This window comes from Nostoc sp. LEGE 06077 (assembly GCF_015207705.1).
Lineage (GTDB): Bacteria > Cyanobacteriota > Cyanobacteriia > Cyanobacteriales > Nostocaceae > Nostoc_B.
Genome location: NZ_JADEWI010000064.1, coordinates 13,688 through 38,762 on the forward strand (window position 1 = coordinate 13,688; position 25,075 = coordinate 38,762).

Genomic DNA, 25,075 nt, shown 5'->3' on the forward strand with positions numbered 1-25,075 from the left:
ATTTCATCCTTTAGCCTTCGGCCTGTTGACTAATGACTATATGACTTACGCAATAACTCTCTCAAACTCTTATAACTTTGTGTCCTTTGCGTCCTTTGCGGTTTGTTTCTTCATAATTTTGCGTAAGTCCTAGACTATTGACCCTTCAACAAAGGATTTGGTTGAGGGTTTTGAGGTCTTGTTTGCGGCACAACTGTAAGATAAGGTTGCAGTTTTTCGGAGTCAACCCAACCAGAGTAATATTTTACGCTGGTGGACTTGGGAGAAATATCAACTAACTCTAAATCACCGCGCATTGCCTGCCAACTCATCGGTAATTCTGGTTTAAATTCTCCAGAACCGATACCTTGAGGGCCACCACCAACTAGATTTAAGGAAACTTCATCTAAGGTACGGACAAATTTTTGTCCATTCCAATGCCATTCAAAACCAGGCCATTCAATAGGTGGTTTTCCTGTCGGTAAAGAACGTCCAAATTCATACTTACTCGCACCTTCATTGAGTTTCGTGGTGAAGCCTTGAGGATATGTCACCTCATAACGTCCCTTATTGGTTTGGAAATTCACCGGACTCCACCACAGCACTTCTACAGTATTTTTCCCAGGCAAAGATACCGCTGGCTTTTGATTAGTTGATGCACTGTAAAGTGGTAATTTTTCTGGCAGTTTAGCCATTGCCGTAAAGCGCCAACAAGTCCAACTTTCTGGGTTATCAGCTGCTTGCCATTTCACTTGGCACACTCCGTTGGCGCTACTCACCCAAAGTCTGTCATTTTCCAATCTGAGTTTGTCAGGAATTGCCCCAACTAACGGGCTGTTGTGTGTTGTGTAAGTACTTAAAGAACCATCAGGGCGGTAAGCAACTAATCCTTTAGCGGGAATGTAGAGATTTCCTTCACCACCTAAATTAGTACCCATCCAGAAAGTAGGACTATTCACATCGCCTGTAATGGCTAAATCTGTAATTTGTGTAAACCCAAGTGCCTCTGGTTGAATTAGGCTAAATTTAGCAGTTTTGGGGTCATAACTCATGATGGTGGCAATACCATTGTTACCTTCACCTTGTTCAAATGCGATCGCCCACCAAATCTTTTCTCCATAAACTAAGCTAGATGTTACCCTCGGCACACCCAACTGATTTCCTTCAGCGGAAAATCCAGCTTTCACTGCTGCATTCTGTAAATCTTTGAGAGTGTACACCGTTTGCCGCTGAGGATTTTTACTATTAGGTGTAATTAGTTCAAAAACAATTTTATCTTTGGTTGGATCTGGTACTTCTGGTCTGGAGATATTATTATCTGCGCTTAAAGAATACTTTGGCTCTTGTACGACACGATATTGATAGGTTTGACCCTGAAAATTAATATTCTTGAACTTGGGATTTACCCAATCCTGTGCCAAGGCTGTATAGTTAGTTGGTGGCTGTAAATCCTTGGGTAAAGTTCCTGTTTGTACTGTCCAAGTATTATTAGCCCGGCAGAAGACAAAATCCTGTTTTAGAGTTTGAAATCTCAAAGTTTCATCATCCGCTACGATATTGCGAATATGCCAATCAAACCTTTCATAAAAACCTTCGTTTTTATTTGGTAATGGTAAAGTAACAACTGCGGCTTTTGGACAGTTTTCTACCTTTGCTTTTACTGTGTTGCTTGCCTGAGAAATGCCATCAATACTAGAATTACAAGCACTAACAAGTAGCAATACACCCAAAACAGCAATATTTTTTTGCATGATCAATTCTCATCTATTAACAAAAATTTATTGATTTTTCATTTCTGATATTCACTACAGTCTGTAGAGCTAATATTTCTGAATTTTTAGAGTAAATATATATATTGATTTAAATAATATTTATTTGGATAAAGTCTGAGAAAATTAGATTCCCTATTTTTTCCAGAAATAGAGAATCTAATGTTTCTTAACTCCTAAATCTACCTAGCAATTTCCTATAATTGTGGACTGCTTGATGAGGGAGTTTGTTCCCCGTGTAAATTTTGTAATGCACCTTGTAAATACTCAGCCCATTTCACAGCTAAAGGGATTTCTGTACAAGGTACACGGATAGAATTAGCGGATTCAGCAATAACAAACTCTAACTCAATATCACGACCTTTTGTTGGAGGAGTTTCTATATTGACAATTTTGCTATCTACCAAAAGATGAATTTCTCTGACATCAAGCAAAGAAAAAGTTTCTAAGTTAATTATCCCTTTTGGTGTGGGTTTACCCCAAGTAAGATTGTTGTCTTTTTGACCTAATACGGCATAAATATCATATTTGGCGCGTTCAAATTGTCCTGCCCAAATCTTATAAGCCTCGACTTTTTGATATTCTTTTGAGCCTTGCCAAGCCAACCAAAAAAACGCTATCAACAAAGGCAACCATAAAAGACCACGTTCCATCGTTTAAACAATCCTGAGTCGTAAGTGAAAGTTTAACTAACTAAAGTGACAATTACACCAATGAGGGATGCAGATAAGTTATGTTAGTGAGCAAACTGGCAAAAGCGGTGACGAGTTAATATGAGAAGGCTAATATTATTGTGCCTGTTTATTATTGGGTTAGGCGCTGCTGTTTTTGGATTTTTAAATTTTCAGGGACTAGCAGCGAAAGGTGATTTTGAAACGATTGTGCTTGATTTTCGGGAAGATACTGCAAAAGCTGAAATAGACCGAGATTTGCAAGCGATCGCGCAAAAATACAACGTTACACCTCAATTAGATAATACATTTGCCGCACAAGACAATGTGTATATTATCAAAGGCGATCGCCAACGGCTCAAAGAACTGAAAAAATCTCAGTTTGCCAAAGCCACAGAATTTATTGAACCGAATTACATCTATAGAATTCCCCCAGAACCTCAAACCACCGTTCTTGGAGAACTTACACCACCCCAAAATAACGAGGTCAAACCTTCTTTAATCGGCCCCAACGACCCATATTACAGCAAGCAGTGGAACCTTCACAAAATCGGCATTGAAGGCGCATGGGCGGAAACTAAAGGTAGCGGTATCACCGTTGCTGTGATTGATACTGGTATTACCCAAGTCCGCGACTTAAAAGAGACAAAATTTGTTAAAGGCTACGATTTTGTTAACGACAGAGAACAAGCCACAGACGACAACGGACATGGTACACACGTTGCTGGTACAGTCGCCCAAGCCACCAATAATCAATACGGTGTAGCCGGAGTTGCTTACGAAGCCAGCCTTATGCCCCTAAAAGTCTTAAATGATTATGGTGGCGGTACAGTTGCCGATATTGCCGAAGCAATTAAATTTGCGGCTGACAAAGGCGCAGATGTAATTAATATGAGTTTGGGCGGTGGCGGTGAAAGCCAGTTGATGAAAGATGCCATTGATTACGCCTACAGAAAAGGTGTAGTTATCATAGCCGCCGCGGGCAATGAAAGTGCCAATGGCGCAAGCTATCCAGCCCGTTATCCTCATGTTGTCGGCGTTTCCTCTTTCGGCCCAGATGGTGAAAAAGCAGACTACTCTAACTTTGGTGCTGGTGTAGATATCTCGGCTCCTGGTGGAAGTGAAACTGGTAAAATTTTGCAAGAAACCATCAATGAAAATGGCGAAGGCGTATTTTTGGGACTCCAAGGTACAAGTATGGCTGCGCCTCACGTTGCTGGTGTGGCTGCTTTAATTAAAGCTAAAGGCATTGAAAATCCAGATGAGATTTTAAAAGTCCTCAAGCAGTCAGCCAGAGTCATTCAAGATGATGGTTTAAACTATTACGGCGCTGGACAACTCAACGCCGAAGCCGCAGTTAAACTAGCTTCCCACGGACAAATCAGTTTCCCTGATTTCTTTCGCTGGTTGCGAGATAACGGCTATATTAACCCCGGCTTTTGGATTGATGGCGGTGTAGTTGCACTGTTACCAAAGATTTTAATGGTCGTCGGTTCTTATCTGCTGGCTTGGTTTTTACGAGTTTACTTCCCCTTCACCTGGAGTTGGGCTTTATTTAGTGGCTTAACTTTTGGTAGTTCTGGGTTATTCTTCCTCAAAGGTATCTATATATTTGACCTACCGCAGTGGCCTTTCCGTGTTTTAGGCAGTTCTCTGCCAGAATTAGGTAACACCCTACAAGGTACAGATGCTTTCAATCCTGTATTTGCCAGTGTCTTGATTCCGCTTGTTTTAGTTGTATTCCTGCTAGGACATCCTAGTTGGAAATGGTTTGCTGTTGGTTCTACTTTAGGTGTAGCTGCTTGTTTAACAATCAGTGCAGTTTACGACCCAGCTGTTTGGGGCTTGGGTGACGGTAACTTAGCTAGAACATTCCTCATCGTTAATGCCATACTCTGCTATGGATTAGCTCGTTTGGCAGTTAACAACGAAAAGCAAGTGGCATAAAATATCAGGAAATAGTGAGTGGGAGTGAGTAATCACTACTCACTACTCCCACTCAGCACTCAGCACTCAGCACTTAAAATTATGAGCATCACAGTTACAGGCACTATCGAACGTCGTGATATTGGTATGGGCGCTTGGGCTTTAGTTACAAATGAGGGTGTAACCTACGAAATTCTCAAAGGCGCTGATAAAAGCTTACTCAAAGCTGGGCAGCAAGCCAAAGTCACAGGACAGCTGCGTGAAGATATCATGACAATGGCAATGATAGGCCCAGTTTTAGAAGTTAAATCTTTTGATGTAATTAATTCTGACTAGCGGCAGGATTTACAACTGCTTGCAGACGACTTCTAAATTCTCCTTTGGGATGTCCGCCTTTAACTTCACCAATAATCTGAAATTCTCCCTCTGGAGAATCACAAATAATATATGTAGGCCATCCCATATCCGATTTATCAGGATACTGGGTGAGCAAAATTTTCCGATATTTGCGATAAGTAGCTGTGTCTTGCATTTTCACATCAATAAACTGCAAACCCAGTTCCTCAGCTACTTTTTGGTCATAAAAAGCCATTTTATGGCAAATGCCACACTCTTCAGATGAGAATTTAATCACAGCTAAACTCATTATGATTCTGCACCTTCCTGGAAACCGGGAATACATCCTACCATAGTTTCAATCAATAAGCATCTTACTAATGGATGAGCAAGATGCAATTATGCAATTAATGGAAATTTAAGTAAAAAATTTATAATTTCAGCCAGCAATCATATTTTTAATAGACAACGGAATTTAGCCACAACCTAAGCTCTGACTTTGTTACAGATGTAGAAATGAACCCGAAAAAATGAGTTTTTAGCAATCTGTAATCTGGCTTTGACAAATCAGTAGAAATCTGGCTATAAACTATGATAGGATGTACAAACTTACGATTCTCATCCAGGGTAGCTTCTGCAAAGCAACTGAGCGATCGCACAAAATTTCCACAATCCATCTGCTGCTTGTGAATAGTAGAAGGCAAATAAGTGAGTTTAATGTTATAAACACAAAGAGTGTTTGATAAACTCTATCAGTGGTAGGATAACTGCGAAAATTCAGAATTCAGTTAGGTCAATAAATGCTGACACTGATAGTCAAAAAACACCATTTGCACTAGTATATTGTCTGAAAGTTGCGCTAGAATATACGCCTAAGCAACTACCAACATTTCGCAAAAATCTCCGAGTAAGTGTTAGCTAATTCAGGGAGTTAAGTATCAAGGTACATCTACCAATTAATTGTTCCAAGGTCTAGCAAAGTCTTCCGGAACAATTGTTCTAAAGTTAATGTGGTGCTTCAAAATCAAAAAACAGTTGTATCTACCAAGCCAAAAAGTTAGTTATCTTAGTACAACTACCAATAATCTGTTTCCAGGATTTAGAAGTATGTTCCGGATAAAAATTCCAAAAGCTAATATGCTGTTAAAACAGCATAAAAAAATCTACCAGTTGTGGCCAGTGCATAGGGGAGTTAGTTATTAGGGCGCGTCGATTCATAATTTATTTATTCGAGAAGTTATCAACATCTTCCGAATAAGTTTTAAATAATCATGGTTGCTATTTACCAAAGATAAAAAAATCTCCCAGTGGTTGCAGATAACTAGGAGATTTATTTATCAGGGTGCATTTATAACAATTATTTTGTTTGAGTTTCAATTAGCATCTTCCAGATACAATCTATAAATCACTAGCATTACTTCTGCGGAAGTTTTGCTAGGAAAAGATCTCCTAGGCAGCTAGGGAAAAAGTTATCAGGGTGCATCTACCAATTAATTATTCGACAATCAAGCAGCATCTACCGGAACAATTTACAGCGAAAAGCTTTCATCTACCAAAAAAAAATCCCCCAGCTAGTGTTAGCCAGCTAGGGAAGAAGTTATCAGGGTGCATCTACCAATTAATTATTCGACAATCAAGAAGCATCTACCGGAATAATTTGCAGCGAAAAGCTTTCATCTACCAAAAAAAAATCCCCCAGCCAGTGTTAGCCAGCTAGGGAAGAAAGTTATCAGGGTGCATCTACCAATTAATTATTCGACAATCAAGAAGCATCTACCGGAACAATTTGCAGCGAAAAGCTTTCATCTACCAAAAAAAATCCCCCAGCCAGTGTTAGCCAGCTAGGGAAGAAGTTATCAGGGTGCATCTACCAATTAATTCTTCTGTCATCAAAGTGCATCTACCGGAACAATTTGCAGCGAAAAGCATCATCTACCAAAAAAAAATCCCCCAGCCAGTGTTAGTCAGCTAGGGAAGAAAGTTATCAGGGTGCATCTACCAATTAATTCTTCTGTTATCAAAGTGCATCTACCGGAATAATTTGCAGCGAAAAGCATCATCTACCAAAAAAAATCCCCCAGCCAGTGTTAGCCAGCTAGGGAAGAAAGTTATCTGTTAAGTTAAATATACTCAAAGCTGAAGGCGCAAGGCTTTGCGCCTTTATTTATTTATGGCATTTTATGGGAAATTTTTATATTTTTTCGGGTAAATTACATTTCACACCACCGACTTGATTGTAATTAAAGTCAGGTGGGCAATGCTGCAAAATATCTAGTAAGCAATATTGCTTACCCTCTAAGAAAAATACAATAGAAATAAATACTCTAAAATGAACCAGGTAGATTATCTCCGCATTAGTTTAATCGATCGCTGTAATTTTCGCTGTCAATACTGTATGCCGGAGGGTACAGAACTGGAATACGCCCTCAAGCAACAATTACTTACGGACGCAGAACTACTGACTCTGATTCAAGAGGTGTTTATCCCTGTTGGTTTTACCCAGTTTCGCTTAACAGGGGGTGAACCTTTATTGCGTCCTGGGGTGGTAGATTTAGTCAAAGCGATCGCATCATTACCTGAAACTAAAGACTTGTCGATGACAACTAATGGGTTTTTACTTGCACCCATCGCCAAAAACCTTTACGATGCAGGTTTACGCCGAATTAATATCAGCTTAGATTCCCTTGATCCCGATATCTTTGATCAAATTATCGGCAATCACGGACGTTCTCGCTGGCAACAAGTCTGGGATGGTATTCAAGCTGCCTACAAGGTAGGATTTAACCCGCTGAAGCTGAATGTTGTTGTGATCCCCGACGTTAACGACCACGAAGTTCTCGATTTAGCCGCCCTCACCATTGATAAACAGTGGCACGTCCGATTTATTGAATTTATGCCGATTGGCAATTGGCAATTATTTGGCGATCGCGGTTGGGTATCTTCTGCTGATTTACGTCAACGCATCCGCCAGCAATGGGGCTTGACAGAATCGCAAGTGCGTGGTAATGGGCCTGCTGATGTGTTTCAAATTCCGCGAGCAAAGGGGACACTGGGATTTATTAGCCAGATGTCAGAATGTTTTTGCGATCGTTGTAACCGGATGCGTCTGAGCGCTGATGGGTGGTTACGCCCTTGCTTATTAAATGAAACTGGTCAATTAGATTTAAAAACTGCTCTACGCTCTGGTATTAGTATCAATCATCTACGAGAGCAAGTCAGAGACTTATTGGCAATTAAGCCAGAAATTAATTTTAAAGGCCGCGACTCTGGGACTACAGGTACATACAGCCGTACTATGTCGCAAATTGGAGGCTAAAACTTTTTTGAGTAATGAGTTCTGAGCTTTGAGTCTGTTTAACTACTCAGCACTCAGTACTCAGCACTCAGCACTTTTCTATGCTTGTCGTGAATAGTATTCCACAACCAGCAGTTCGTTAACTTGTAGAGCCACCCACTCACGCTCAATGACACTGTTAACTTTACCAACCAGCTTGTTTTTGTCAAATTCCAGATGGCTGGGAAGGTTAGCTAAACCGGGATATTGTAAGTTAGTTTCCACCAACTTCCGTGATTGTTCTTTATCCCTAACAGCAATTACCTCACCAGGACGGCATTGGTAGCTGGCTATGTTGACTACACGACCGTTGACTGTGACATGGCCGTGATTGACCAGCTGACGCGCTGCTGGAATTGTAGGAGCCATCCCCAAGCGGAAAACGGTATTATCTAAACGCATTTCTAGCAATTGCAACAGCACTTGCCCGGTCGAACCAGTAACTCGTCTGGCTTTACGGACATAGCGGAGCAGTTGCTTTTCTGTAAGACCGTAATTAAACCGGAGCTTTTGCTTTTCTTCTAGACGGATAGCATATTCAGAGCGCTTTTTGCGGTTCTGTCCATGCTGACCCGGTGGATAGGCGCGTCTTGCGCTCTTACGAGTTAATCCTGGTAATTCGCCTAAGCGACGTGCAATTCTGAGGCGTGGCCCTCTATATCGGGACATGTGTTTCCTTAATCTAATCCTGTTTAAATTTTACTCAGACATACTATTATAAATATCTGTAAATCAAAAATGCCAAAAATCCGAAATTTAATCATCAAAAATTTATAAATATAAGAATTCAAGAGCCAAGTGTCAGAATCCTGAAGATCAATCAGAGTTATCGTACATTTGAGTTAGCATAACTGAGGGTTTTTGGAAAATGGCAATGGAATCACAAAAGGTTAGTAAAGCTAGGAAACCTCACGGCAAGTATATTTCGGGCATACTTAATACTCAAGCCATTCGTTGGGCTACACCCGTTTTGGCTATAGCAGGACTGTGGGCATCTAGCCTTCCCAGCATGGCTCTGACATTATTTTCTGATGACCACGATAGTTACCGTGTTTGTGCGGCTCAACTTTTGAAAGCAGGTGTAACACAACCAGCCGCAGCCCAAGGTTGTGCCACAGCAATACGCCCCAGAGATTTATCTGCTTGTGTGGCAACAATTAAACAGCAAACCAAAATTGACCCAACAGATGCTCTCGCTTACTGTTCAAAGGCGCGTCGTCCCAAAGAATTAGCTAGTTGTGTTGTAGGTGTCAGCCTCAATACCAAAGAAGAAATTAACCCAGCCGTTTTAAATTACTGTGGTCGCAGTTTACAGCCTGTCACTTTTGGTGATTGTGTGGTTGGCTTGCGTAAAGAAATTTCTTTAACACCAATACAAGCGTTAGACACTTGTATTGACGCTAGTGAAACAGCTAATGGACTCACTGTGTCACCGACATTGCCATAAATTTAAAATTACAGAAATTAGGCGCAAAGCTTAGTTGTTGAGATTGGGTATAAGGGTTTGGGGTGTAATAGTTTTGCTCATTTACACCCTAAATGCCTATACCCATTGATTGTTGCGTTGGTTACACTGCCTAAGTTTTAATATGATTTACTAATTTTTGGTCAACTGACTATAGTGACTTATCTTTTGACGGCAGACGGTTGACTAAAAATAACCCTGTTTATTTATATAAAGCTCAAAAATACTAATCATCCAACTTTTAAAAGTGGATGGCAACGGAAGCATCCTGCTATGGGAGACAAGAAACTCACGGTGTCTCTGATTTTGCAGCAGGAGCATAGCCGTCGTGATGATAATACATTTGATCTGAGATTTACCGGTTGCTGAATTTTAGGATGCTTACTTTTATTAGCCGGAAGTTTTTAGAGAAGTTTTGTTAGTCTTCTTTTCTACCAAAAACCATCTGTAGAATCATGGGAATACCACCACTTTGGTGATATTTATCTGCCCAAGCGCGGATAACTTCATCAAGTTCCTCCATTGCTTGATCCCACTTTTCTGGGGGAATATCTAGTTCTTCTAAAGCACGCATGGAGTTTGGTCTTTTTTCAGCCCAGTTTCTCATCATCCGAAAATATCGAGCTGTATCTTCTAGCATGATATAGGTACGCTCTTGATCGTCGGCGGGTGCGTAAAAAGGACGAGTCAGGGCATAAAAAGGCATTCCCCAAGGCGAATCAATTCTGGTTACGGTACCTGAATATAGCAGGCGACGCTTGATGTGTTCTGCCAAGGCTTCACTCAAGGGCATTTGATGTTCAGGTGGGAGAACTTCTTGCGATCGCTTGTGCAGAAATTCAATCAGTTCCAGAAACTCAAAAGAACTAACTAATTGCGCGTCTGGCAAGTTAGTGGGTAGCTTCTGTTCAATTTGTCTTTTTTCTTCACTTGTCAAACTAGTCCCAGGAACACGGGATCGCCCTGGTTGCCAAGGAAATTTTTCCATCCAGACGTAAGGCAGTTGAATTAAGTAGCGTGGTTCCTGAGAACCCAGCATTTTTAGTAGCTTGCCTTCTGTCAATGCTTGTCGGACTTCTTCGACAATAATCTTGACTCGCTTGGGTTCTAGGTGGTGCAAATGACCTGTCATTCTCAGGTTTTGTCCCTGTTCCAGATAGGTCATGTAAATCGCACACTTAGCTGCCGTGGCTGCTGCATCTAAGAATGCTCCATGCCTGTGACCACTCGTCCGCATGGCACTAAAAGCCAGATAAAGCATGATCTGATCCATCGCACTAGGGCCAAGACGTTTGATCAGATCTATGTCGTTACTCATATTACAGACAGTTAAATAGCACGTTTACAGATTTATAGTCAGAGGAAAGTAAGTAGTATACACCCAACTTTAGGCGATGTCTTTACTTTAGACTTTTTAGGATGCTGTGACTCTTAGTTTACTAGTAGTCGAAACTGCCAATGGCTCCGGATTATATAGCAAACTACTATTAAAAAGAAGCTGATTTATTTGGCTATTGTTATCTTTTCTTGACAGACTCGGAAATAACCATTTATTTTCTCTACTTGTCATACCAATTACAAAATCATCTATTTTCCCGGTTTAATCTATAAAGATTGTCTTCAGGCTCAAGACTTTTGCATCCTTTACTAGTAACAACAGGAAAAGTGCTTCCTAATTGCGGTAACACACCTTATTGCTGAAATAGCAGTAACTAGCTGATGGACTTGATGGTAAGCACCTTTCCCAAGAATGACTAATTTCTTTGGGTTTGTAGAGAATTTTGGTTAACCCTTGATTTCCTGTTTTTGAGGAGTAATCTTCAGAGTCAATCACCTACTGAACTTGCAACAAATTCCAGGTTGAGCAGATACTAGTAGACTACCATAAATGCTCACAGCTTTCGGCAACTTTTGGGCATCTTGAGGCAGTTAATACCTAGGAAAATCAAATTCCTTAAATCAGGCAGATAATTCCTAGTTCTAAATACCTTTTATTGCCTTCAATTATGATATTCTATTCTGTCCACTTTTTTATCAAGTTTGTGTAAATTAACCTAATCTTAATATTATATCAATGTTCGATTTAGCCTAATTTACATACTAGTAATTATTAAGGATTCCTGATATTTCAATGAATATAAGAAAGTTATTTTTAATCATTTAGGATCTCACGAGTTAATTGATACTTTGACTACAAAACTGCCGATTTCCTTGGGGACAAGACAATGAAGCGGTTTAAATATTCACAGCAGTTTCAGGTAAAGTTACTTACACAAATCAAATTCTTTCTATTTGTTTTGTACTAAATATTTGGGTGTTAAACTCTGAGAAAGTCAGTAAAAAAAATTTTGGGTTTTGTTATTTATGAAAAATACAGGTATTTAGTGTCGTAATGCAATTACCACATTGAAGATAATCGTTTAATATTCTTTGCGGAAATTGTTGTGATATTGCTACGACTATTGCGATATTAGGCAAAGCTGATACCTAATTATTAAAATAAAATAAAGAATGGGAAAGTTGAAAATCAAAGTTGAGACAATAACGCGTTTATTTAACAATCGACTTTTAACTTTCCTGGTTGTCATCGCAATTCCAAAAATCATGGACACAGATGGGTTGGCCGCAACTAGATGCAGTAAGCAATTCTCAGCCCAAAATGATATCAGATGGCGACTTTTCGTCATTTAAGTTTCAGCACTAGAAGATTTAACTTGATGACGCATTTTCTCAAAGCTGAAAGCAGCAGCACCAAAAGTGACAAATAAAACGCCTAAAATCTGAATAATCTCTAAAGTTTCTTGAATCAATAAACCTGCAAAAACTACGGTTAAAATGGGTACGCCTGCGCCAATAATGGCCGATCGCAATGCCCCTAATTGGCGAATACCAACATTGTTGAGAACATAGCTCAAAAGTGTCAGCACACCCAAAATAAAAGCACTTAAAATAATTTCTAGTAATTTAGAACCATCAATTGCGAGGCTCAAATTGCTTGGCAGAGGTAACATTAAACCAACAAAGCTCAAAACAAACATGGTGGTGAAACTAATTAAAGTAAAAGACACAGGATGCAGTTTTGCTGCACAGATCCGCGTCAGAATTACATAACAAGCAAAAGCGACACCACCAAAAATTGCCGCTGTGCTACCAACAGAAAAATCACTGATCCCCGCAGTTGCAGCACCGCCTAATATCAATAGTTCACCTAAGAAAATTGCCCCAATTGCTGCAGCGCGGACTCCACTGGGTTTATCGCGGAATAACAACCAAGACAACAAACCGCTAATACTGGGATAGATGAAGAAAAGTGCGATCGCCATACCTGTCGTCACTTGACCGATAGCCATGTAAACTAGCACTTGAGATAAAAACAAAAAGCAACCACTCGCAATTGATAGTTGCAAAACTCTTTGTGCTTTGACTTTCGCGGCTGATGGCTTACCTTGAAATGATTCCATCAAGTTTTTGATATCTTGCCAAACCTGTGGATGCATCATTGGGGCTAATAGTAACGTTAGCGGAACTACCACAGCCAACCGCAGCAATAGAATTAAGAAAATATTCCCCAAAGTTGGAGATAACAATCGTTCTACAGCCAAGCTACCAATCACCGCAGAATTTTGGTGGAACATCATCTTCACGGCGACGTTATAAAGTGAAGACACCACCGTAGATAAGACAATTAGTAAAAACCCAATTTGGACTGGTGATAAACTTTGGGATCTGCCTGATCTTCTAGATTTAGTTTCTGCTGGAGTAGGAGGAGAAAATACTTCATCTTCCACTAAATCTGGCTGGATAACAGAAACTGGCTCACTAGCCTTACTAGATGAAGATTTTATTTGAGTTTCTGGCACATCTAGGCGGAGTGCAGAATTTTGTTCACTCGCTTTAACATTACTGGGAGAAGATGGCGTTTTATTTTCCGCAACATCTTTACTAGGTAAAACAATTGGTTCAGGCGGTTTCTCTTTAGGGGGGAAGTCTTTGGGAGCGATGGAAATTGGCTGGGTGGGACTTTCTTTCGTTGGTGGAATAATAACGGCTGAGGGTGTTACTGGTGCAGAAGATGTAGTCGGGTTTTCATGCGATTTGTTGGTGACTTCTGATAACAGTGGGTAACTTACCGCAGAACTGGGCGATGATGGCTCATCTGGTTGTAAAACCGTGGGTGAAGATACTTTTAAAGAAGTATTAGGCGATCGCTCACTTGATTGTAAAACTGTTGGTGGCGATTGTTTGACAGAACTACCCGACGGTGGATTATCTGGTGGTTGTAAAACCGTCGGCGATGATGGTTTAGTTACTTGGGTATTTTCTTTAATCGCTTTGGTTAATTCCCCGCGCAGGTGATTAACTAATTCCTCAACAATAACTTCTCCTTGCACCTGCTGGCTTTGCATCCGAGACAATTGCTGAGAAAGATTACCTTGATAATTTTTCAGTTCTTGTTGCAGCGAGTTAAAAGTAATGGTGAGAGTATCATCCAAACTACCCAGCATTTGTTTAATCTGCTCATTACTTTCGGCTGATTTGAGTACTGCTTGTTCATCAGCCTCGCTCATCTTCAGTTGAGTGGCTAAATTTTTGAGCGATGATTGCAGTTGCGAAGAAATATGTTTGGCTAAAACTTCTGCCAACTGCCGAATTAACACTTGCTGTTCAGTAATTTGTCGCACTTGCTGTAAGTGTTCTTTTTCTTCTAACAGCTTTTGAATGTCATCATACAGCCGTTCTTTATCTGCTTGTAACCGTTTTATTTCTTCTTGCAATGACCTCAGCACGTTCTGTTGGAGATTTTCTAAATCCTCCACAACAGCCCAAAGTGCTGTTTCGGCTGATCTCGATAGTTCGCCTCTAACTCGCGGGTTGTCTGGCCGTTTCTCAATTCGCCCCATTAGCTTCTAACCTCTAACACCTTGAAGATAAAGCTGTTTCCCGTAAATTTGCTTGGCGCTCATACTAATTTTCAGTATTTTGTCAGATAGACCAAAAAATTTAACAAGATTTGCACGTATCAAAGTAATTTTGTCACGCTGAACATAGCTTGGCAAAGTATATATTTTTTGGCTTTACAGCTTTAGATACTAAGTGCCATGTACCAGCCAGAAAATTCAATCCTTTAAAAATGAGATTTTGAGAGAGAAAATATGTCACTCAATATAAATACTTGTTATTTTGATAGCAACAGTAATTTTTAAATACTTGTAAATAAATGCCTGATGATCCCGCAAAATAGCAACTTTGTAAAATTTAGATGTAAATTAGCCCAAAATGTAACTTTAGTGACAGTTTATATTTCTCTAAAAGACTGATTGATTTGTCGTGGGAATGATCAAAGATTATTCGCTCCTAGAGAATATTTTAACTAATTCCGGTATTTCCCGGCAGTGGGCAAGCGCAAGTCAGAATAATTTAAATATTCATTTGGCGATTTTTACTCCCAATCTTTTTCAAGTTAGTTATTCATCAGCACATTTCCCTCGCAAACACAAACACTTAGCCCTATGTCCACTTAAGTACTTACACAGAATTAATTACACACATTCTCTTGCTGTTCCCTGTTCCCTGTTCCCTACCCCCACAAATGAATTTAATTTTGTCCAACTACTTAGTGCCAAACAAACCGAGCAATACTAAAAATACTGGCGCTGAGAAATGCACTTAAAGGAACTGTAATTAACCATGCAGCAGCGATCGCTTGCAGAGTTTGGAGTTTAATTGAATTCAAGCTTTGCACCATCCCGATTCCGACTACACCCCCAACAAGTGCATGAGAGGTAGAAACAGGTAAACCTAACCGAGAAGCTAGGAGAATGGTAGTAGCGGTTGCTAGTTCTGCACAAAACCCACTACTAGGTTGCAAAGCAATAATGTTTTCGCCAATGGTAGCAATGACGTTTTTCCCCCAAATAGCTAAACCTGTAACAATTCCGGCACCGCCGACAACCAAAATCCACAAAGGAATATCAATACCATTTATGGGTACGCTACCAGTTGTATTGATATAAACGATCGCCGCTAAAGGTGCGATCGCATTACCCACATCATTGGAACCATGTGCAAAAGCCACAAAGCAAGCACTGAGTAGCTGGAATCGACCGAATAATTTTTCGACGGGAGTGTTGAGTGTTGAGTGCTGAGTGCTGAGTGCTGAGTGCTGAGTCATGTATTCTTCCTCTACACCCCTGCACCCCTGCATTTCCAGTTGTCGCCAACTAATTAAAGTGAGTCCAACTGCGGCTAATGCACCTGTGAATAAAGGAATATCGTATGCAGGTATATCAATACCAACCTGTTCAATCAAGTAGTTAGTCAAAGGTTGCATGAGCGAAGGTAGGACAATTACGCCAAACACACCTAATAACACTGCACTCAACCAAGGAATCCACTCTCTTAGCTGGGTAACTTGATTTGGTTGATCTAAAATCCAGTGCTTGATTTGGCTGTAAAACAAAGCAGCAATACTACCACTAATTATTGGTGTGACAATCCAGCCAACAGTAATCATACCAATTGATGACCAATCAATTGCACCTATGCCCATTGCTACCGCACTAAACCCAGCGATCGCCCCCACGACTGCATGAGAAGATGACACAGGTAAACCTTTGGCAGTGGCAATTTGCAACCATACACCGCAGGATATTAAGACTGTCACCATTCCCGTAACCAATAATTGGGGTGTAGCCGCAAATAAGCTAGGATTGGCAACTTTCGTGGCTAAAGTTTCTGAGACTTCATGCCCAAACAAGACAGCGCCAGTAAATTCTAAAACTCCAGCAATGATGATTGCTTGTTTGAGAGTCACAGCTTTGGAACCAACAGAGGTTCCCATTGCGTTGGCAACATCGTTGGCACCAAGATTACAGGCGACATAAAAAGCTAGGATGGCAACTATAACTAAGGTCATGGGCATGAATTGGGGTAGATGTATGAAAGGAACAATTAAGCAATATACGTGTTCATCATGAATATGTCTCCTTGGTTTGACTCCCATTGTGGGAGTCAATGACAAAAGTAGCTATAAGTATTTTCTACGAGTTAGCTTCTTTGCCCGGATCAAGGATAGATTAATATTTTGTATGTATCGGCAGAAGGCGCGATCGCTTGTTCTACGGCAGCTGATAAATCTTTTAGCTGATAGCGATCGCTAATTAAGGCTGGGACATCAATCCGCCGATTAAATACAATATCAGCCGATAACGCCTGAAGACGATAGGAAGAACTGTAACTCCCCATCAAATCAATTTCTCGGCGGTAAAGAATATTTGGATTGATAGGAATTTCTAATTCATCGGGAAACTCAGCGAAAAACAGTATTTTTCCCCCTTTACGGGTGCAGTCTAGTGCTTGAAAAAACGCCTTCTCACTAGGTACAGCCAGCAAAGTCACATCTACACCAAGCCCATTTGTGACAGCGTGAATTTTTGCCGGTAAATCGGGATCACGGGCATCAAAAGCGGCTTCTGCGCCCACATTCAAGGCTTTTTCTATTCTCGAAGGCAGTAAATCAGTGGCGATCGCTTTTGCCCCAAAATACTTCACCAACATCACAAACATTAACCCAATTGGCCCGGCTCCTGTAACTAATACAGTTTGTCCGGGAGCAATTTGAGCTTTTTTCACCGCCTTGAGACAGCAATTCGTCGGTTCTACAAAACTTGCTTCTTCAAAACTAATATCGTCGGGGATGGGAATTAACCCGCCATTCTGCACAATGTGTCCTGGTACTTTCACATACTCTGCAAAACCCCCACCACTAGCATTAAAACCAGCTGTGGTAGAAATATTTTTGTAGACATCGCACATCGAGAAATTTTCATTTAAACAGTAGGCGCAACGCATACATGGAATGTGGTGCATCACCGCTACCCTTTGTCCCTCTTGCCAACCCCTAACTTCCGAACCCACTGCGGCAATTGTTCCCGCCGTTTCATGGCCAAATATGCGCGGTGGTTCATACAGTGGATAACGAATTTTTTTGATATCTGACTGACATAATCCTACAACCTGTACCTGTACCAGCACCTCATCTGTTAAGAGTGTGGGTACGGGGATCTCTTCGTAGGACAGTTGATTTACGCCTCTAAATACCTGTGCTTTCACGTTGATTTTATTTCATTGCTCAACGATCTTAGATGTAACATTTGCGGTCAACGTTGAGCTATAAACTTTCGGATTTATCTGTCGAGACAAGATCAGCGAAATTTTAATTTATACAACTGAAATATCACAATTGTATTTCATCAACGCAATATCCGAAACAAAGTGCGATCGCCTGCCTGCTAAAGTTGGGCAACTTGGCAAATAGATAATAACCACTAAACCTAACGAGAATATTGATTATTTATCCTAAATATCGGTAAGTCGATAGACAAACCGTATAGCATGGATAGAGCAATAAAATAATCAAACTAAAAGGCAAATTTAGCGTAAATCAGCCGATTGTCCGCAATTTTTGGGGTATTTGGCTGCAAATTTTTGCATAGCTGCTCACAGCATATTTGCCAGGAAAGTTAGAAGGAGTGAATGTGAACAACGCCATATTAATCAATGAAAACTTGACAACAACAGGACAAATCTCAGTCAAGCAGCTTGAGCAAGCTATCCAAGAAGGTTATAAGTCCGTGTTAAATTTGCGTAGACGCTTTGCGGCTTGTCGTTAGACATCGCCTGATGAACTAGGATTTTTTCAGGATGAGCAAAAACTAGCTGAAAAATTGGGGTTGTATTACGTCAACGTACCCGTCAAGCTAGAAGTACTGAATGAAGAATTGATTACTAAAACCCTGAAAACACTGGAACAACTACCAAAACCAGTGCTGATAAACTGTGCAGAGAGGATGCGTTCAACGGGAATTGCATTGTTGAGTATAGTTATTCAGGAAGGATTAACAGCAGAACAAACATTAGCTAAAGCTAAAAGTTTAGGCTTTGGTTTCTTAGAAGACTTTAATGGTTTTAGTGTTAGTCCCAGGCTGAAGCAATTATTTGTCAACTACGTTAATCATCATGCAAAAATAGCTGTGCTTGCTCGTTAGAATTCTCTTAATCCCTAATCTCTGTAAGCTTGCACTAAATAATTATTTTTATCTTCCTTGGCGCTATTCTCTACGAGACTCTACGCGAAGGCGTTCTTGGCGGTTCGTAAAAAAATTAAGTGCATCTTTATGGAGAATTGGTATAAATCCGACAACAGATTCAAACTTAATGCTCAATGTTGTCGGAATACCCTAAGAGGTGATTTATAAAGTAAAAATAAAAATTATCGTAGGGTGTTTTAGGCGGATATTGGGAGCTAACTAATCACAAAAACTATATCCGAGCGTCTAACACACCATCATAAACTGGCGGTGCGAACACACTCTATTTAAGATTTACTTTATAAATCGTCTCTTAGTTATTGCTCAATCTAAGTAAACTGAGCCGTAATCCTATAGGAATCATATTTAGTTTCTGAAAAAAATTCAGTACACCTCTGTGACTTCTTTTTCTGTTCCCTATTACCCACCTACACAAGTAATTTCAATAATCAAGTCAGATTCCTATATATTTATCTTCATACCTTTGATAGTTACTGATACTCTTCTATAGATAGAGTTTTTATAAAAACTCACCATTTATTATATTTATTATTGTAAATAGTTTAGGTTAAAAAACAAATTTTACCTTTCAAATAATTAGAAAATATATAAATAAAAATATTTTTTTGTTAAGCCCTATCTTGGATATGAATTATAGAAAATTATTTAGCTTAAGCCCAAACAATCAGAAAAATGTACCTAGGCAGACTTCCAAGACAAGTAAAACATTAGCTCACCAGAAAACAGCATCTCAACAGATATCGTATAGCATTGCCCATGCGATCGCCGGACGAATTCGCTTTCGGATTCCTCGTCTCTCAAAAGATGCTGAATATGCTAATAAACTCCAGGTGACAATAGAATCTCAAATTAAAAATGCAAAAGTCAGGATTAATCCAACAGCTGCATCTGTTGTCATTCAATATCCATCAGGTTTAATGCCAGAGGCACAAATGCGATCGCATCTAGTTGATCTCATTCAAACCGCCCCAACTATAGTTTTACCAAAAAAAGTCAGCACAAAAGCAATTGTCGGAACTATTTTTGATGCCTTGATTAACTTACTAGACAGCTTACGGAACATCAACAAAGCACATACTGCTATTCAGCATCGAGAAATGAGAAGCAACCGTTGGGAGCGATTACTATCAACTGGAGAAAGGATAATCAAAGGTCTCAAATCTGCTATAATATTTGTTCTACCTCACAAGCACTGGCAATCCCAATCTGCACTAAACTCTGCTTGATTAGACAATTTTGCAATTCAGATAGAAGTGATAAATCCAAGTCAGAAAAATACTTCTTTATGTAACAAAAAATTTTCAGATAGTTTACCAAGCACGTAATGTTTTGGTCGGTTTTCACTCTACCAGTCTGATTATTTTTAGCCAGAATATAAGTTAGTAGTGCAGTTTATCGCACTTTTATCTAGCTAAATCCAGAGGCAAAATATGTTTCCTTTTTGGGGTAATGTCTGTTATGGTAGCGAACCTATTTCGCACAAAGCTCATTTAGAACGTAAACTCAAGTTTCTAACTTGGATGCGAGATGATTTAGAATCTAAACTATCTGGTATTAATGCTGCTATTGATACCATTCGGCAACAGATAGAACGGGAAGATAGGGCTGCTTAAACTTTTACGTTTGTCTTGTAAAAGGGTCTAAGTAAATATTCTGACAAGTGTGTATTCTGTTGCCTTTAACTGAACGTACCGCCAAAAAAGGTGGTGCGTTCAGTGCATTAAAGAAAAATTAATCCTAGTAAATTATCTCGAAATTCAGTATGAGAGAGGCTTTACAGCACGTCTCTAAATATTATCTTTGGTGGTGAAGTTAACCCTCTTCATCAGTCCCTTGTAAAATGTTGGCAGCAATCAATAAATCCTACAGAGCCAAAGTAACAAATCATTATGCGCTTACTACACACAATGCTGCGGGTAGGGAACCTAGAAGAATCATTGAAATTCTACTGCGATCTCCTAGGAATGAAATTACTACGTAAAAAAGATTATCCAGGGGGAGAATTTACCTTAGCTTTTGTTGGCTACGGTGATGAAAGTGATCATGCAGTTATTGAATTAACTTATAACTGGGGAGTAGAAAAGTACGAATTAGGTAATGCTTACGGTCACATTGCTTTGGGCGTAGATGACATTTACACTACCTGTGAAGCGATTAAAAATCGTGGTGGTAAGGTTGTGCGGGAACCAGGGCCAATGAAACATGGTTCTACAGTCATTGCTTTTGTGGAAGATCCTGATGGATACAAAATTGAACTGATTCAATTGGGTACTCAAGGATCAGCGGCGAAGCAGACATCACAAGAGCAACTCGTATCCCAATAATTTTGATGACAATGGGGGTGTAAGCCTTATACCCTCATCCTTTTATACTCATTTCCTCAGACCAATTACACCCAACTTGCACCCGCAGATACACGCGGATATAAACTCAATAGTGCTTGGATAATTATTTGGGGAGAAAATACTGGAAAGTATGAAATCTGAAGTATGTACTATGAAGAGACACTGAATGAGAAAAGTGCTGTGTAGAACATACTAGATTATAACCCCTGTTTCATCCTACCCTACTGAAAGGAGATGCCGCGATCGCCGGATAGTGCATCTAAGTCCTCCACCTTTCCCCCACTCCCAATTTCTTAAATAAAATCCGCCATTCAAAATCGTAACGATGCAGCCTACAGATCCTAATAAATTTACAGATAAAGCCTGGGAAGCAATTGTCAAATCTCAGGATATAGTTCGTGCTTATAAACAACAACAATTAGACGTTGAACATTTAATTATTGCTCTTTTAGAAGAACCCACAAGTTTAGCGATTCGCATTTTAGCACGGGCGGAAATCGACCCCATTCGCTTGCAACAGCAACTCGAAGCCTATACCCAACGTCAACCTAAAGTTGCCAATAATGACCAGCTTTACCTCGGTCGCACTTTAGATGTGCTGCTTGACCGCGCCGAGGAAGCCAGGGTGAAAATGAAAGATACCTACATATCTGTAGAACATATCCTCTTAGGCTTTGCAGAAGATGAACGTATTGGTCGGCGGATATTGAAAGGTTTTAATGCTGATAGTGGTACTCTAGAGGCGGCAATTAAAGCTGTGCGTGGTAGCCAAAAAGTGACAGATCAAAATCCAGAATCCCGCTATGAAGCACTGCAAAAATTTGGTAGAGACTTGACAGAACAAGCCAAAGCTGGAAAACTCGACCCAGTGATTGGCCGGGATGATGAAATTCGCCGCGTAATTCAGGTATTATCTCGCCGGAGTAAAAATAACCCCGTGTTGATTGGTGAACCAGGGGTTGGGAAAACTGCGATCGCGGAAGCTCTGGCACAGCGTATCATCAATGGTGATGTCCCGGAATCTCTCAAAAATCGCCAATTAATCTCTTTAGATATTGGTAGTTTAATTGCTGGGGCAAAATATCGGGGTGAATTTGAAGACCGCCTCAAAGCAGTCCTCAAGGAAGTTATCGATTCCAATGGACAAATTGTGCTGTTTATCGATGAATTGCATACCGTTGTGGGGACAGGTTCTAATCAACAAGGGGCGATGGATGCGGGAAATTTACTCAAACCAATGTTGGCTAGGGGCGAACTGCGGTGTATTGGCGCGACAACTTTAGATGAGTACCGCAAATATATTGAAAAAGATGCAGCCTTAGAACGCCGTTTTCAGCAAGTATTTGTCGACCAACCGAACGTAGAAAATACTATTTCGATTCTCCGGGGTTTGAAAGAACGCTACGAAGTCCATCACAACGTCAAAATTTCCGATTCAGCATTAGTGGCGGCGGCTACTTTGTCAGCACGATACATTTCTGACCGCTTCTTACCCGACAAAGCCATTGATTTAGTTGATGAGGCGGCAGCGCAGTTAAAAATGGAGATTACCTCCAAACCTTCAGAATTGGAAACCATCGACCGCCGCTTAATGCAGCTAGAAATGGAAAAGCTGTCACTCGCAGGGGAAGAAAAGGTTCCTACCCAAACACGGGAACGTTTGCAGCGCATTGAACAAGAAATTGATACTTTAAAGGTAAAACAGCAAGAATTTAACGAACAATGGCAAGGTGAAAAGCAACTGTTAGAAGCTATTAGTGTTTTAAAGAAAGAAGAAGAAGCCTTGCGGGTGCAAATTGATCAAGCTGAACGAGCTTACGATTTGAATAAAGCTGCCCAATTGAAGTATGGCAAATTAGAAGGCGTACAGCGCGATCGCGAAGCTAAAGAAGCAAAACTGTTAGAACTGCAAAGCCAAGGTTCAAATTTGTTGCGCGAACAAGTCACCGAAGCCGACATTGCCGAAATCGTCGCCAAGTGGACAGGAATTCCTGTCAACCGGTTGCTGGAATCAGAACGCCAAAAATTACTGCAACTCGAAAGCCATCTCCATAAACGGGTTATTGGTCAACATGAAGCCGTTGAAGCCGTAGCCGCCGCCATTCGTCGCGCCCGTGCGGGAATGAAAGACCCCAGCCGTCCCATTGGTTCATTTTTGTTTATGGGGCCGACTGGGGTAGGAAAAACCGAACTCGCCCGCGCATTGGCACAGTTTCTCTTTGATTCTGATGATGCTTTAGTACGCCTGGATATGTCCGAGTATATGGAAAAACACTCGGTTTCGCGGTTAGTTGGTGCGCCTCCGGGATATGTTGGTTACGAAGAAGGCGGTCAACTTTCGGAAGCCGTGCGCCGTCATCCTTACTCAGTGGTGCTGCTGGATGAAGTGGAAAAAGCCCACCCTGATGTATTTAATATTTTGTTACAAGTACTTGATGATGGCAGAATTACTGATTCTCAAGGTAGAACAGTAGATTTTCGTAACACCGTCATTGTGATGACCAGTAACATTGGTAGCGAACACATTTTAGATGTGTCTGGTGATGATACTAAATATGACATGATGCGGAACCGGGTGACAGATGCTTTGCGATCGCACTTCCGTCCCGAATTTCTCAACCGCGTAGATGATATAATTCTGTTCCATACTCTCAGCCGCTCTGAAATGCGTCATATCATCCGCATTCAACTCAAACGCGTTGAGAATTTACTTAAAGAGCAGAAAATCTCCTTTGAAATTACTCAAGAAGCTTGCGATCATCTAGTAGAAATGGGTTATGATCCCATTTATGGCGCACGTCCTTTAAAACGATCAATTCAACGCGAAGTAGAAAATCCTATCGCTACTAAGTTATTAGAAAATACTTTTGTTGCTGGCGATACGATACTCATTGATAAAGATGAAAACAGTTTGGTTTTCAACAAGAAGGCCACTGCGAAAGTGACAATACCACAGGTGATTACATAACTCTTGAACGGGAGTTCAACAGATTTAAAAACCCCTCTCCATAGCTTGCTTCTCGCAGGGTACCTATCTCCTGCAAGGCTACCATGTACACACAAATAAATGTTCGTTTAGTGCATCTATCCCGCCTCGGAATGAATTCCGAGTCTTATAGCGCAAGTCATCTGAAGATGACTCAAGCAAAAATGTCTTCCAGTCCACGCTTTGTGGACTTTGGCTATGAGCCTGGAACTTTAGTTCTAGGCGGGATATGGTTGAACACGAAAATTTTTGACTTGTGTGTACACCGTAGCCGTGTCGGAGAAGGGTTGGGGAGAGGTTCTTTCAACTCATACAATTTTCTCAACCAAAATGAATAGTCATCTTATATATTTTTCTAGTCAAAAGGAGTCAGAAAATTATTCTGACTCCTTCATTGTTCGTATTTCGTGAGTATATTGAGTATGTTTAGCATTTCAATTTTTATCTGAAGCCGATGTGAATTATTTTATTCTTGACTTGGCATTTCAGCTTCATGAATTGCTTGCTCTAAAAAAATCTTGGCATCCTCAATTTGTCCAGATTCTATGCAACCATGAACAATTTTGCACCATTCTAGTAAAACTGCCAGCTTTTTTGTCCGATTTTCCGGCATCCATGATTTAGAAATTGTGGAGTTAAGACGAACATTCTGCATTTTTATAGCTCCTGAATAATTTACTCGTATCTCCATATTTCACCAACTATTCTATTTATTTACTGACACCTGAGATAGATATATTCAAATACTTAATGCTTTCTTAAGTATTGAGTAATTACCGATTTTTCAAAGCGATCGCCTTTCCTTGATACTGGGATAAGCAGATAAATATATATGTAAATCAATAGACTTGTCCACAAAAGATAAAAAGCTTACTGTGAAAGCGTCACACGAACTATAACTGGGATGAAACACTAATTATGGCTGAACGAAAGAATAAGGTTTTGGGGATGAAAATATCAAACTTATTAAAAGTTTTCAGAAACATAGCTTTCTAAATAATAAAATCTAAAGGCTGATAATTCAAGGTTCATTACTTAGTATAAACGAATAATTTAGATGTAACCTAACTAATCCACATACAGCCATTATCACCTGATTATAACGATGTCGAGCTAAACGAAATCTCTCACTAGCTACTCGAAAAGTTTTAACT

Annotated in this window: 20 protein-coding genes; 11 read left to right on the top strand and 9 right to left on the bottom strand. The window is 40.2% G+C overall.

Annotation, left to right across the window (positions count from 1 at the left end; genetic code table 11):
• Positions 1–134: 134 nt before the first annotated feature.
• Together IQ244_RS27150 and IQ244_RS27155 are read right to left on the bottom strand one after the other, a co-directional pair.
• Complete coding sequence (locus tag IQ244_RS27150) at positions 135–1,730, bottom strand: hypothetical protein (protein WP_193899804.1); 1,596 nt, start codon at positions 1,728–1,730, stop codon at positions 135–137.
• Positions 1,731–1,945: 215 nt separating this feature from the next.
• Positions 1,946–2,401: a hypothetical protein gene (locus tag IQ244_RS27155; protein WP_193899805.1), complete on the bottom strand. Its 456-nt coding sequence runs from the start codon at positions 2,399–2,401 to the stop codon at positions 1,946–1,948.
• Between the two features lie 120 nt (positions 2,402–2,521).
• On the opposite strand from IQ244_RS27155, the gene IQ244_RS27160 reads away from it, so the two are divergent.
• Together IQ244_RS27160 and IQ244_RS27165 are read left to right on the top strand one after the other, a co-directional pair.
• Complete coding sequence (locus tag IQ244_RS27160; RefSeq protein ID WP_193899806.1) at positions 2,522–4,366, top strand: S8 family peptidase; 1,845 nt, start codon at positions 2,522–2,524, stop codon at positions 4,364–4,366.
• Positions 4,367–4,447: 81 nt separating this feature from the next.
• Positions 4,448–4,681 carry a hypothetical protein gene (locus IQ244_RS27165; protein WP_193899807.1) on the top strand — a complete coding sequence of 78 codons (234 nt, stop codon included), beginning with the start codon at positions 4,448–4,450 and terminating at the stop codon, positions 4,679–4,681.
• Here the strand turns inward: IQ244_RS27165 and IQ244_RS27170 are convergent.
• Positions 4,668–4,991, bottom strand: coding sequence for a thioredoxin family protein (locus IQ244_RS27170; RefSeq protein WP_193899808.1), 324 nt, complete (start codon positions 4,989–4,991; stop codon positions 4,668–4,670). The genes IQ244_RS27165 and IQ244_RS27170 overlap by 14 nt on opposite strands.
• A 2,019-nt stretch (positions 4,992–7,010) precedes the next feature.
• On the opposite strand from IQ244_RS27170, the gene moaA reads away from it, so the two are divergent.
• Positions 7,011–7,997, top strand: coding sequence for a GTP 3',8-cyclase MoaA (gene moaA / locus IQ244_RS27175; RefSeq protein WP_193899809.1), 987 nt, complete (start codon positions 7,011–7,013; stop codon positions 7,995–7,997).
• A gap of 78 nt (positions 7,998–8,075) precedes the next feature.
• Here moaA and rpsD read toward each other — a convergent pair whose 3' ends face one another.
• On the bottom strand, positions 8,076–8,684 hold the full coding sequence (gene rpsD / locus IQ244_RS27180) for a 30S ribosomal protein S4 (protein WP_193899810.1): 609 nt from the start codon (positions 8,682–8,684) through the stop codon (positions 8,076–8,078).
• A gap of 205 nt (positions 8,685–8,889) precedes the next feature.
• Here rpsD and IQ244_RS27185 point away from each other — a divergent pair, with 205 nt between their 5' ends.
• Positions 8,890–9,462, top strand: coding sequence for a hypothetical protein (locus IQ244_RS27185; protein ID WP_322746114.1), 573 nt, complete (start codon positions 8,890–8,892; stop codon positions 9,460–9,462).
• A gap of 436 nt (positions 9,463–9,898) precedes the next feature.
• Here the strand turns inward: IQ244_RS27185 and hetR are convergent, their stop codons facing one another.
• From hetR to IQ244_RS27205, 4 genes are all read right to left on the bottom strand, one after another.
• Positions 9,899–10,798 carry a heterocyst differentiation master regulator HetR gene (gene hetR, locus IQ244_RS27190; RefSeq protein WP_193899812.1) on the bottom strand — a complete coding sequence of 300 codons (900 nt, stop codon included), beginning with the start codon at positions 10,796–10,798 and terminating at the stop codon, positions 9,899–9,901.
• Between the two features lie 1,369 nt (positions 10,799–12,167).
• The gene (locus IQ244_RS27195) at positions 12,168–14,381 is read right to left on the bottom strand and encodes an EamA family transporter (RefSeq protein ID WP_193899813.1); all 2,214 of its coding nucleotides are present in this window, start codon (positions 14,379–14,381) and stop codon (positions 12,168–12,170) included.
• Positions 14,382–15,094: 713 nt separating this feature from the next.
• Complete coding sequence (locus tag IQ244_RS27200) at positions 15,095–16,402, bottom strand: inorganic phosphate transporter (RefSeq protein ID WP_193899822.1); 1,308 nt, start codon at positions 16,400–16,402, stop codon at positions 15,095–15,097.
• Positions 16,403–16,545: 143 nt separating this feature from the next.
• Positions 16,546–17,592, bottom strand: a complete 1,047-nt coding sequence (locus IQ244_RS27205; protein ID WP_193899814.1) for a zinc-dependent dehydrogenase — start codon at positions 17,590–17,592, stop codon at positions 16,546–16,548.
• Positions 17,593–18,017: 425 nt separating this feature from the next.
• Between IQ244_RS27205 and IQ244_RS33085 the strand changes: the two genes are divergently transcribed.
• From IQ244_RS33085 to IQ244_RS27235, 7 genes are all read left to right on the top strand, one after another.
• A complete protein-coding gene (locus IQ244_RS33085) occupies positions 18,018–18,152 on the top strand; it encodes a hypothetical protein (RefSeq protein WP_265578957.1) in 135 nt (44 codons plus the stop codon).
• 60 nt (positions 18,153–18,212) lie between these two features.
• On the top strand, positions 18,213–18,527 hold the full coding sequence (locus IQ244_RS32760; RefSeq protein WP_228059189.1) for a hypothetical protein: 315 nt from the start codon (positions 18,213–18,215) through the stop codon (positions 18,525–18,527).
• A gap of 689 nt (positions 18,528–19,216) precedes the next feature.
• Positions 19,217–19,816 carry an HMA2 domain-containing protein gene (locus IQ244_RS27215; RefSeq protein ID WP_193899815.1) on the top strand — a complete coding sequence of 200 codons (600 nt, stop codon included), beginning with the start codon at positions 19,217–19,219 and terminating at the stop codon, positions 19,814–19,816.
• 204 nt (positions 19,817–20,020) lie between these two features.
• Entirely contained in the window at positions 20,021–20,203 is a 183-nt protein-coding gene (locus IQ244_RS27220) for a hypothetical protein (RefSeq protein ID WP_193899816.1), read from the top strand.
• Positions 20,204–20,479: 276 nt separating this feature from the next.
• Positions 20,480–20,914, top strand: coding sequence for a lactoylglutathione lyase (gene gloA, locus IQ244_RS27225; RefSeq protein WP_193899817.1), 435 nt, complete (start codon positions 20,480–20,482; stop codon positions 20,912–20,914).
• 346 nt (positions 20,915–21,260) lie between these two features.
• Positions 21,261–23,903, top strand: coding sequence for an ATP-dependent chaperone ClpB (gene clpB / locus IQ244_RS27230; protein ID WP_193899818.1), 2,643 nt, complete (start codon positions 21,261–21,263; stop codon positions 23,901–23,903).
• A gap of 167 nt (positions 23,904–24,070) precedes the next feature.
• A complete protein-coding gene (locus tag IQ244_RS27235) occupies positions 24,071–24,259 on the top strand; it encodes a hypothetical protein (protein ID WP_193899819.1) in 189 nt (62 codons plus the stop codon).
• Positions 24,260–24,387: 128 nt separating this feature from the next.
• Here IQ244_RS27235 and IQ244_RS27240 read toward each other — a convergent pair whose 3' ends face one another.
• Positions 24,388–24,576, bottom strand: coding sequence for a hypothetical protein (locus IQ244_RS27240; protein ID WP_193899820.1), 189 nt, complete (start codon positions 24,574–24,576; stop codon positions 24,388–24,390).
• Positions 24,577–25,075 lie beyond the last annotated feature (499 nt).

What these genes read in the sequence shown, in the direction of transcription:
- IQ244_RS27150 (WP_193899804.1), bottom strand. Translation starts at nt 1,730, where the DNA reads ATGCAAAAAAATATTGCTGTTTTGGGTGTATTGCTACTTGTTAGTGCT.
- IQ244_RS27155 (WP_193899805.1), bottom strand. Translation starts at nt 2,401, where the DNA reads ATGGAACGTGGTCTTTTATGGTTGCCTTTGTTGATAGCGTTTTTTTGG.
- IQ244_RS27160 (WP_193899806.1), top strand. Translation starts at nt 2,522, where the DNA reads ATGAGAAGGCTAATATTATTGTGCCTGTTTATTATTGGGTTAGGCGCT.
- IQ244_RS27165 (WP_193899807.1), top strand. Translation starts at nt 4,448, where the DNA reads ATGAGCATCACAGTTACAGGCACTATCGAACGTCGTGATATTGGTATG.
- IQ244_RS27170 (WP_193899808.1), bottom strand. Translation starts at nt 4,991, where the DNA reads ATGAGTTTAGCTGTGATTAAATTCTCATCTGAAGAGTGTGGCATTTGC.
- moaA (WP_193899809.1), top strand. Translation starts at nt 7,011, where the DNA reads ATGAACCAGGTAGATTATCTCCGCATTAGTTTAATCGATCGCTGTAAT.
- rpsD (WP_193899810.1), bottom strand. Translation starts at nt 8,684, where the DNA reads ATGTCCCGATATAGAGGGCCACGCCTCAGAATTGCACGTCGCTTAGGC.
- IQ244_RS27185 (WP_322746114.1), top strand. Translation starts at nt 8,890, where the DNA reads ATGGAATCACAAAAGGTTAGTAAAGCTAGGAAACCTCACGGCAAGTAT.
- hetR (WP_193899812.1), bottom strand. Translation starts at nt 10,798, where the DNA reads ATGAGTAACGACATAGATCTGATCAAACGTCTTGGCCCTAGTGCGATG.
- IQ244_RS27195 (WP_193899813.1), bottom strand. Translation starts at nt 14,381, where the DNA reads ATGGGGCGAATTGAGAAACGGCCAGACAACCCGCGAGTTAGAGGCGAA.
- IQ244_RS27200 (WP_193899822.1), bottom strand. Translation starts at nt 16,402, where the DNA reads ATGCCCATGACCTTAGTTATAGTTGCCATCCTAGCTTTTTATGTCGCC.
- IQ244_RS27215 (WP_193899815.1), top strand. Translation starts at nt 19,217, where the DNA reads ATGAATTATAGAAAATTATTTAGCTTAAGCCCAAACAATCAGAAAAAT.
- IQ244_RS27220 (WP_193899816.1), top strand. Translation starts at nt 20,021, where the DNA reads ATGTTTCCTTTTTGGGGTAATGTCTGTTATGGTAGCGAACCTATTTCG.
- gloA (WP_193899817.1), top strand. Translation starts at nt 20,480, where the DNA reads ATGCGCTTACTACACACAATGCTGCGGGTAGGGAACCTAGAAGAATCA.
- clpB (WP_193899818.1), top strand. Translation starts at nt 21,261, where the DNA reads ATGCAGCCTACAGATCCTAATAAATTTACAGATAAAGCCTGGGAAGCA.
- IQ244_RS27235 (WP_193899819.1), top strand. Translation starts at nt 24,071, where the DNA reads ATGACTCAAGCAAAAATGTCTTCCAGTCCACGCTTTGTGGACTTTGGC.
- IQ244_RS27240 (WP_193899820.1), bottom strand. Translation starts at nt 24,576, where the DNA reads ATGCAGAATGTTCGTCTTAACTCCACAATTTCTAAATCATGGATGCCG.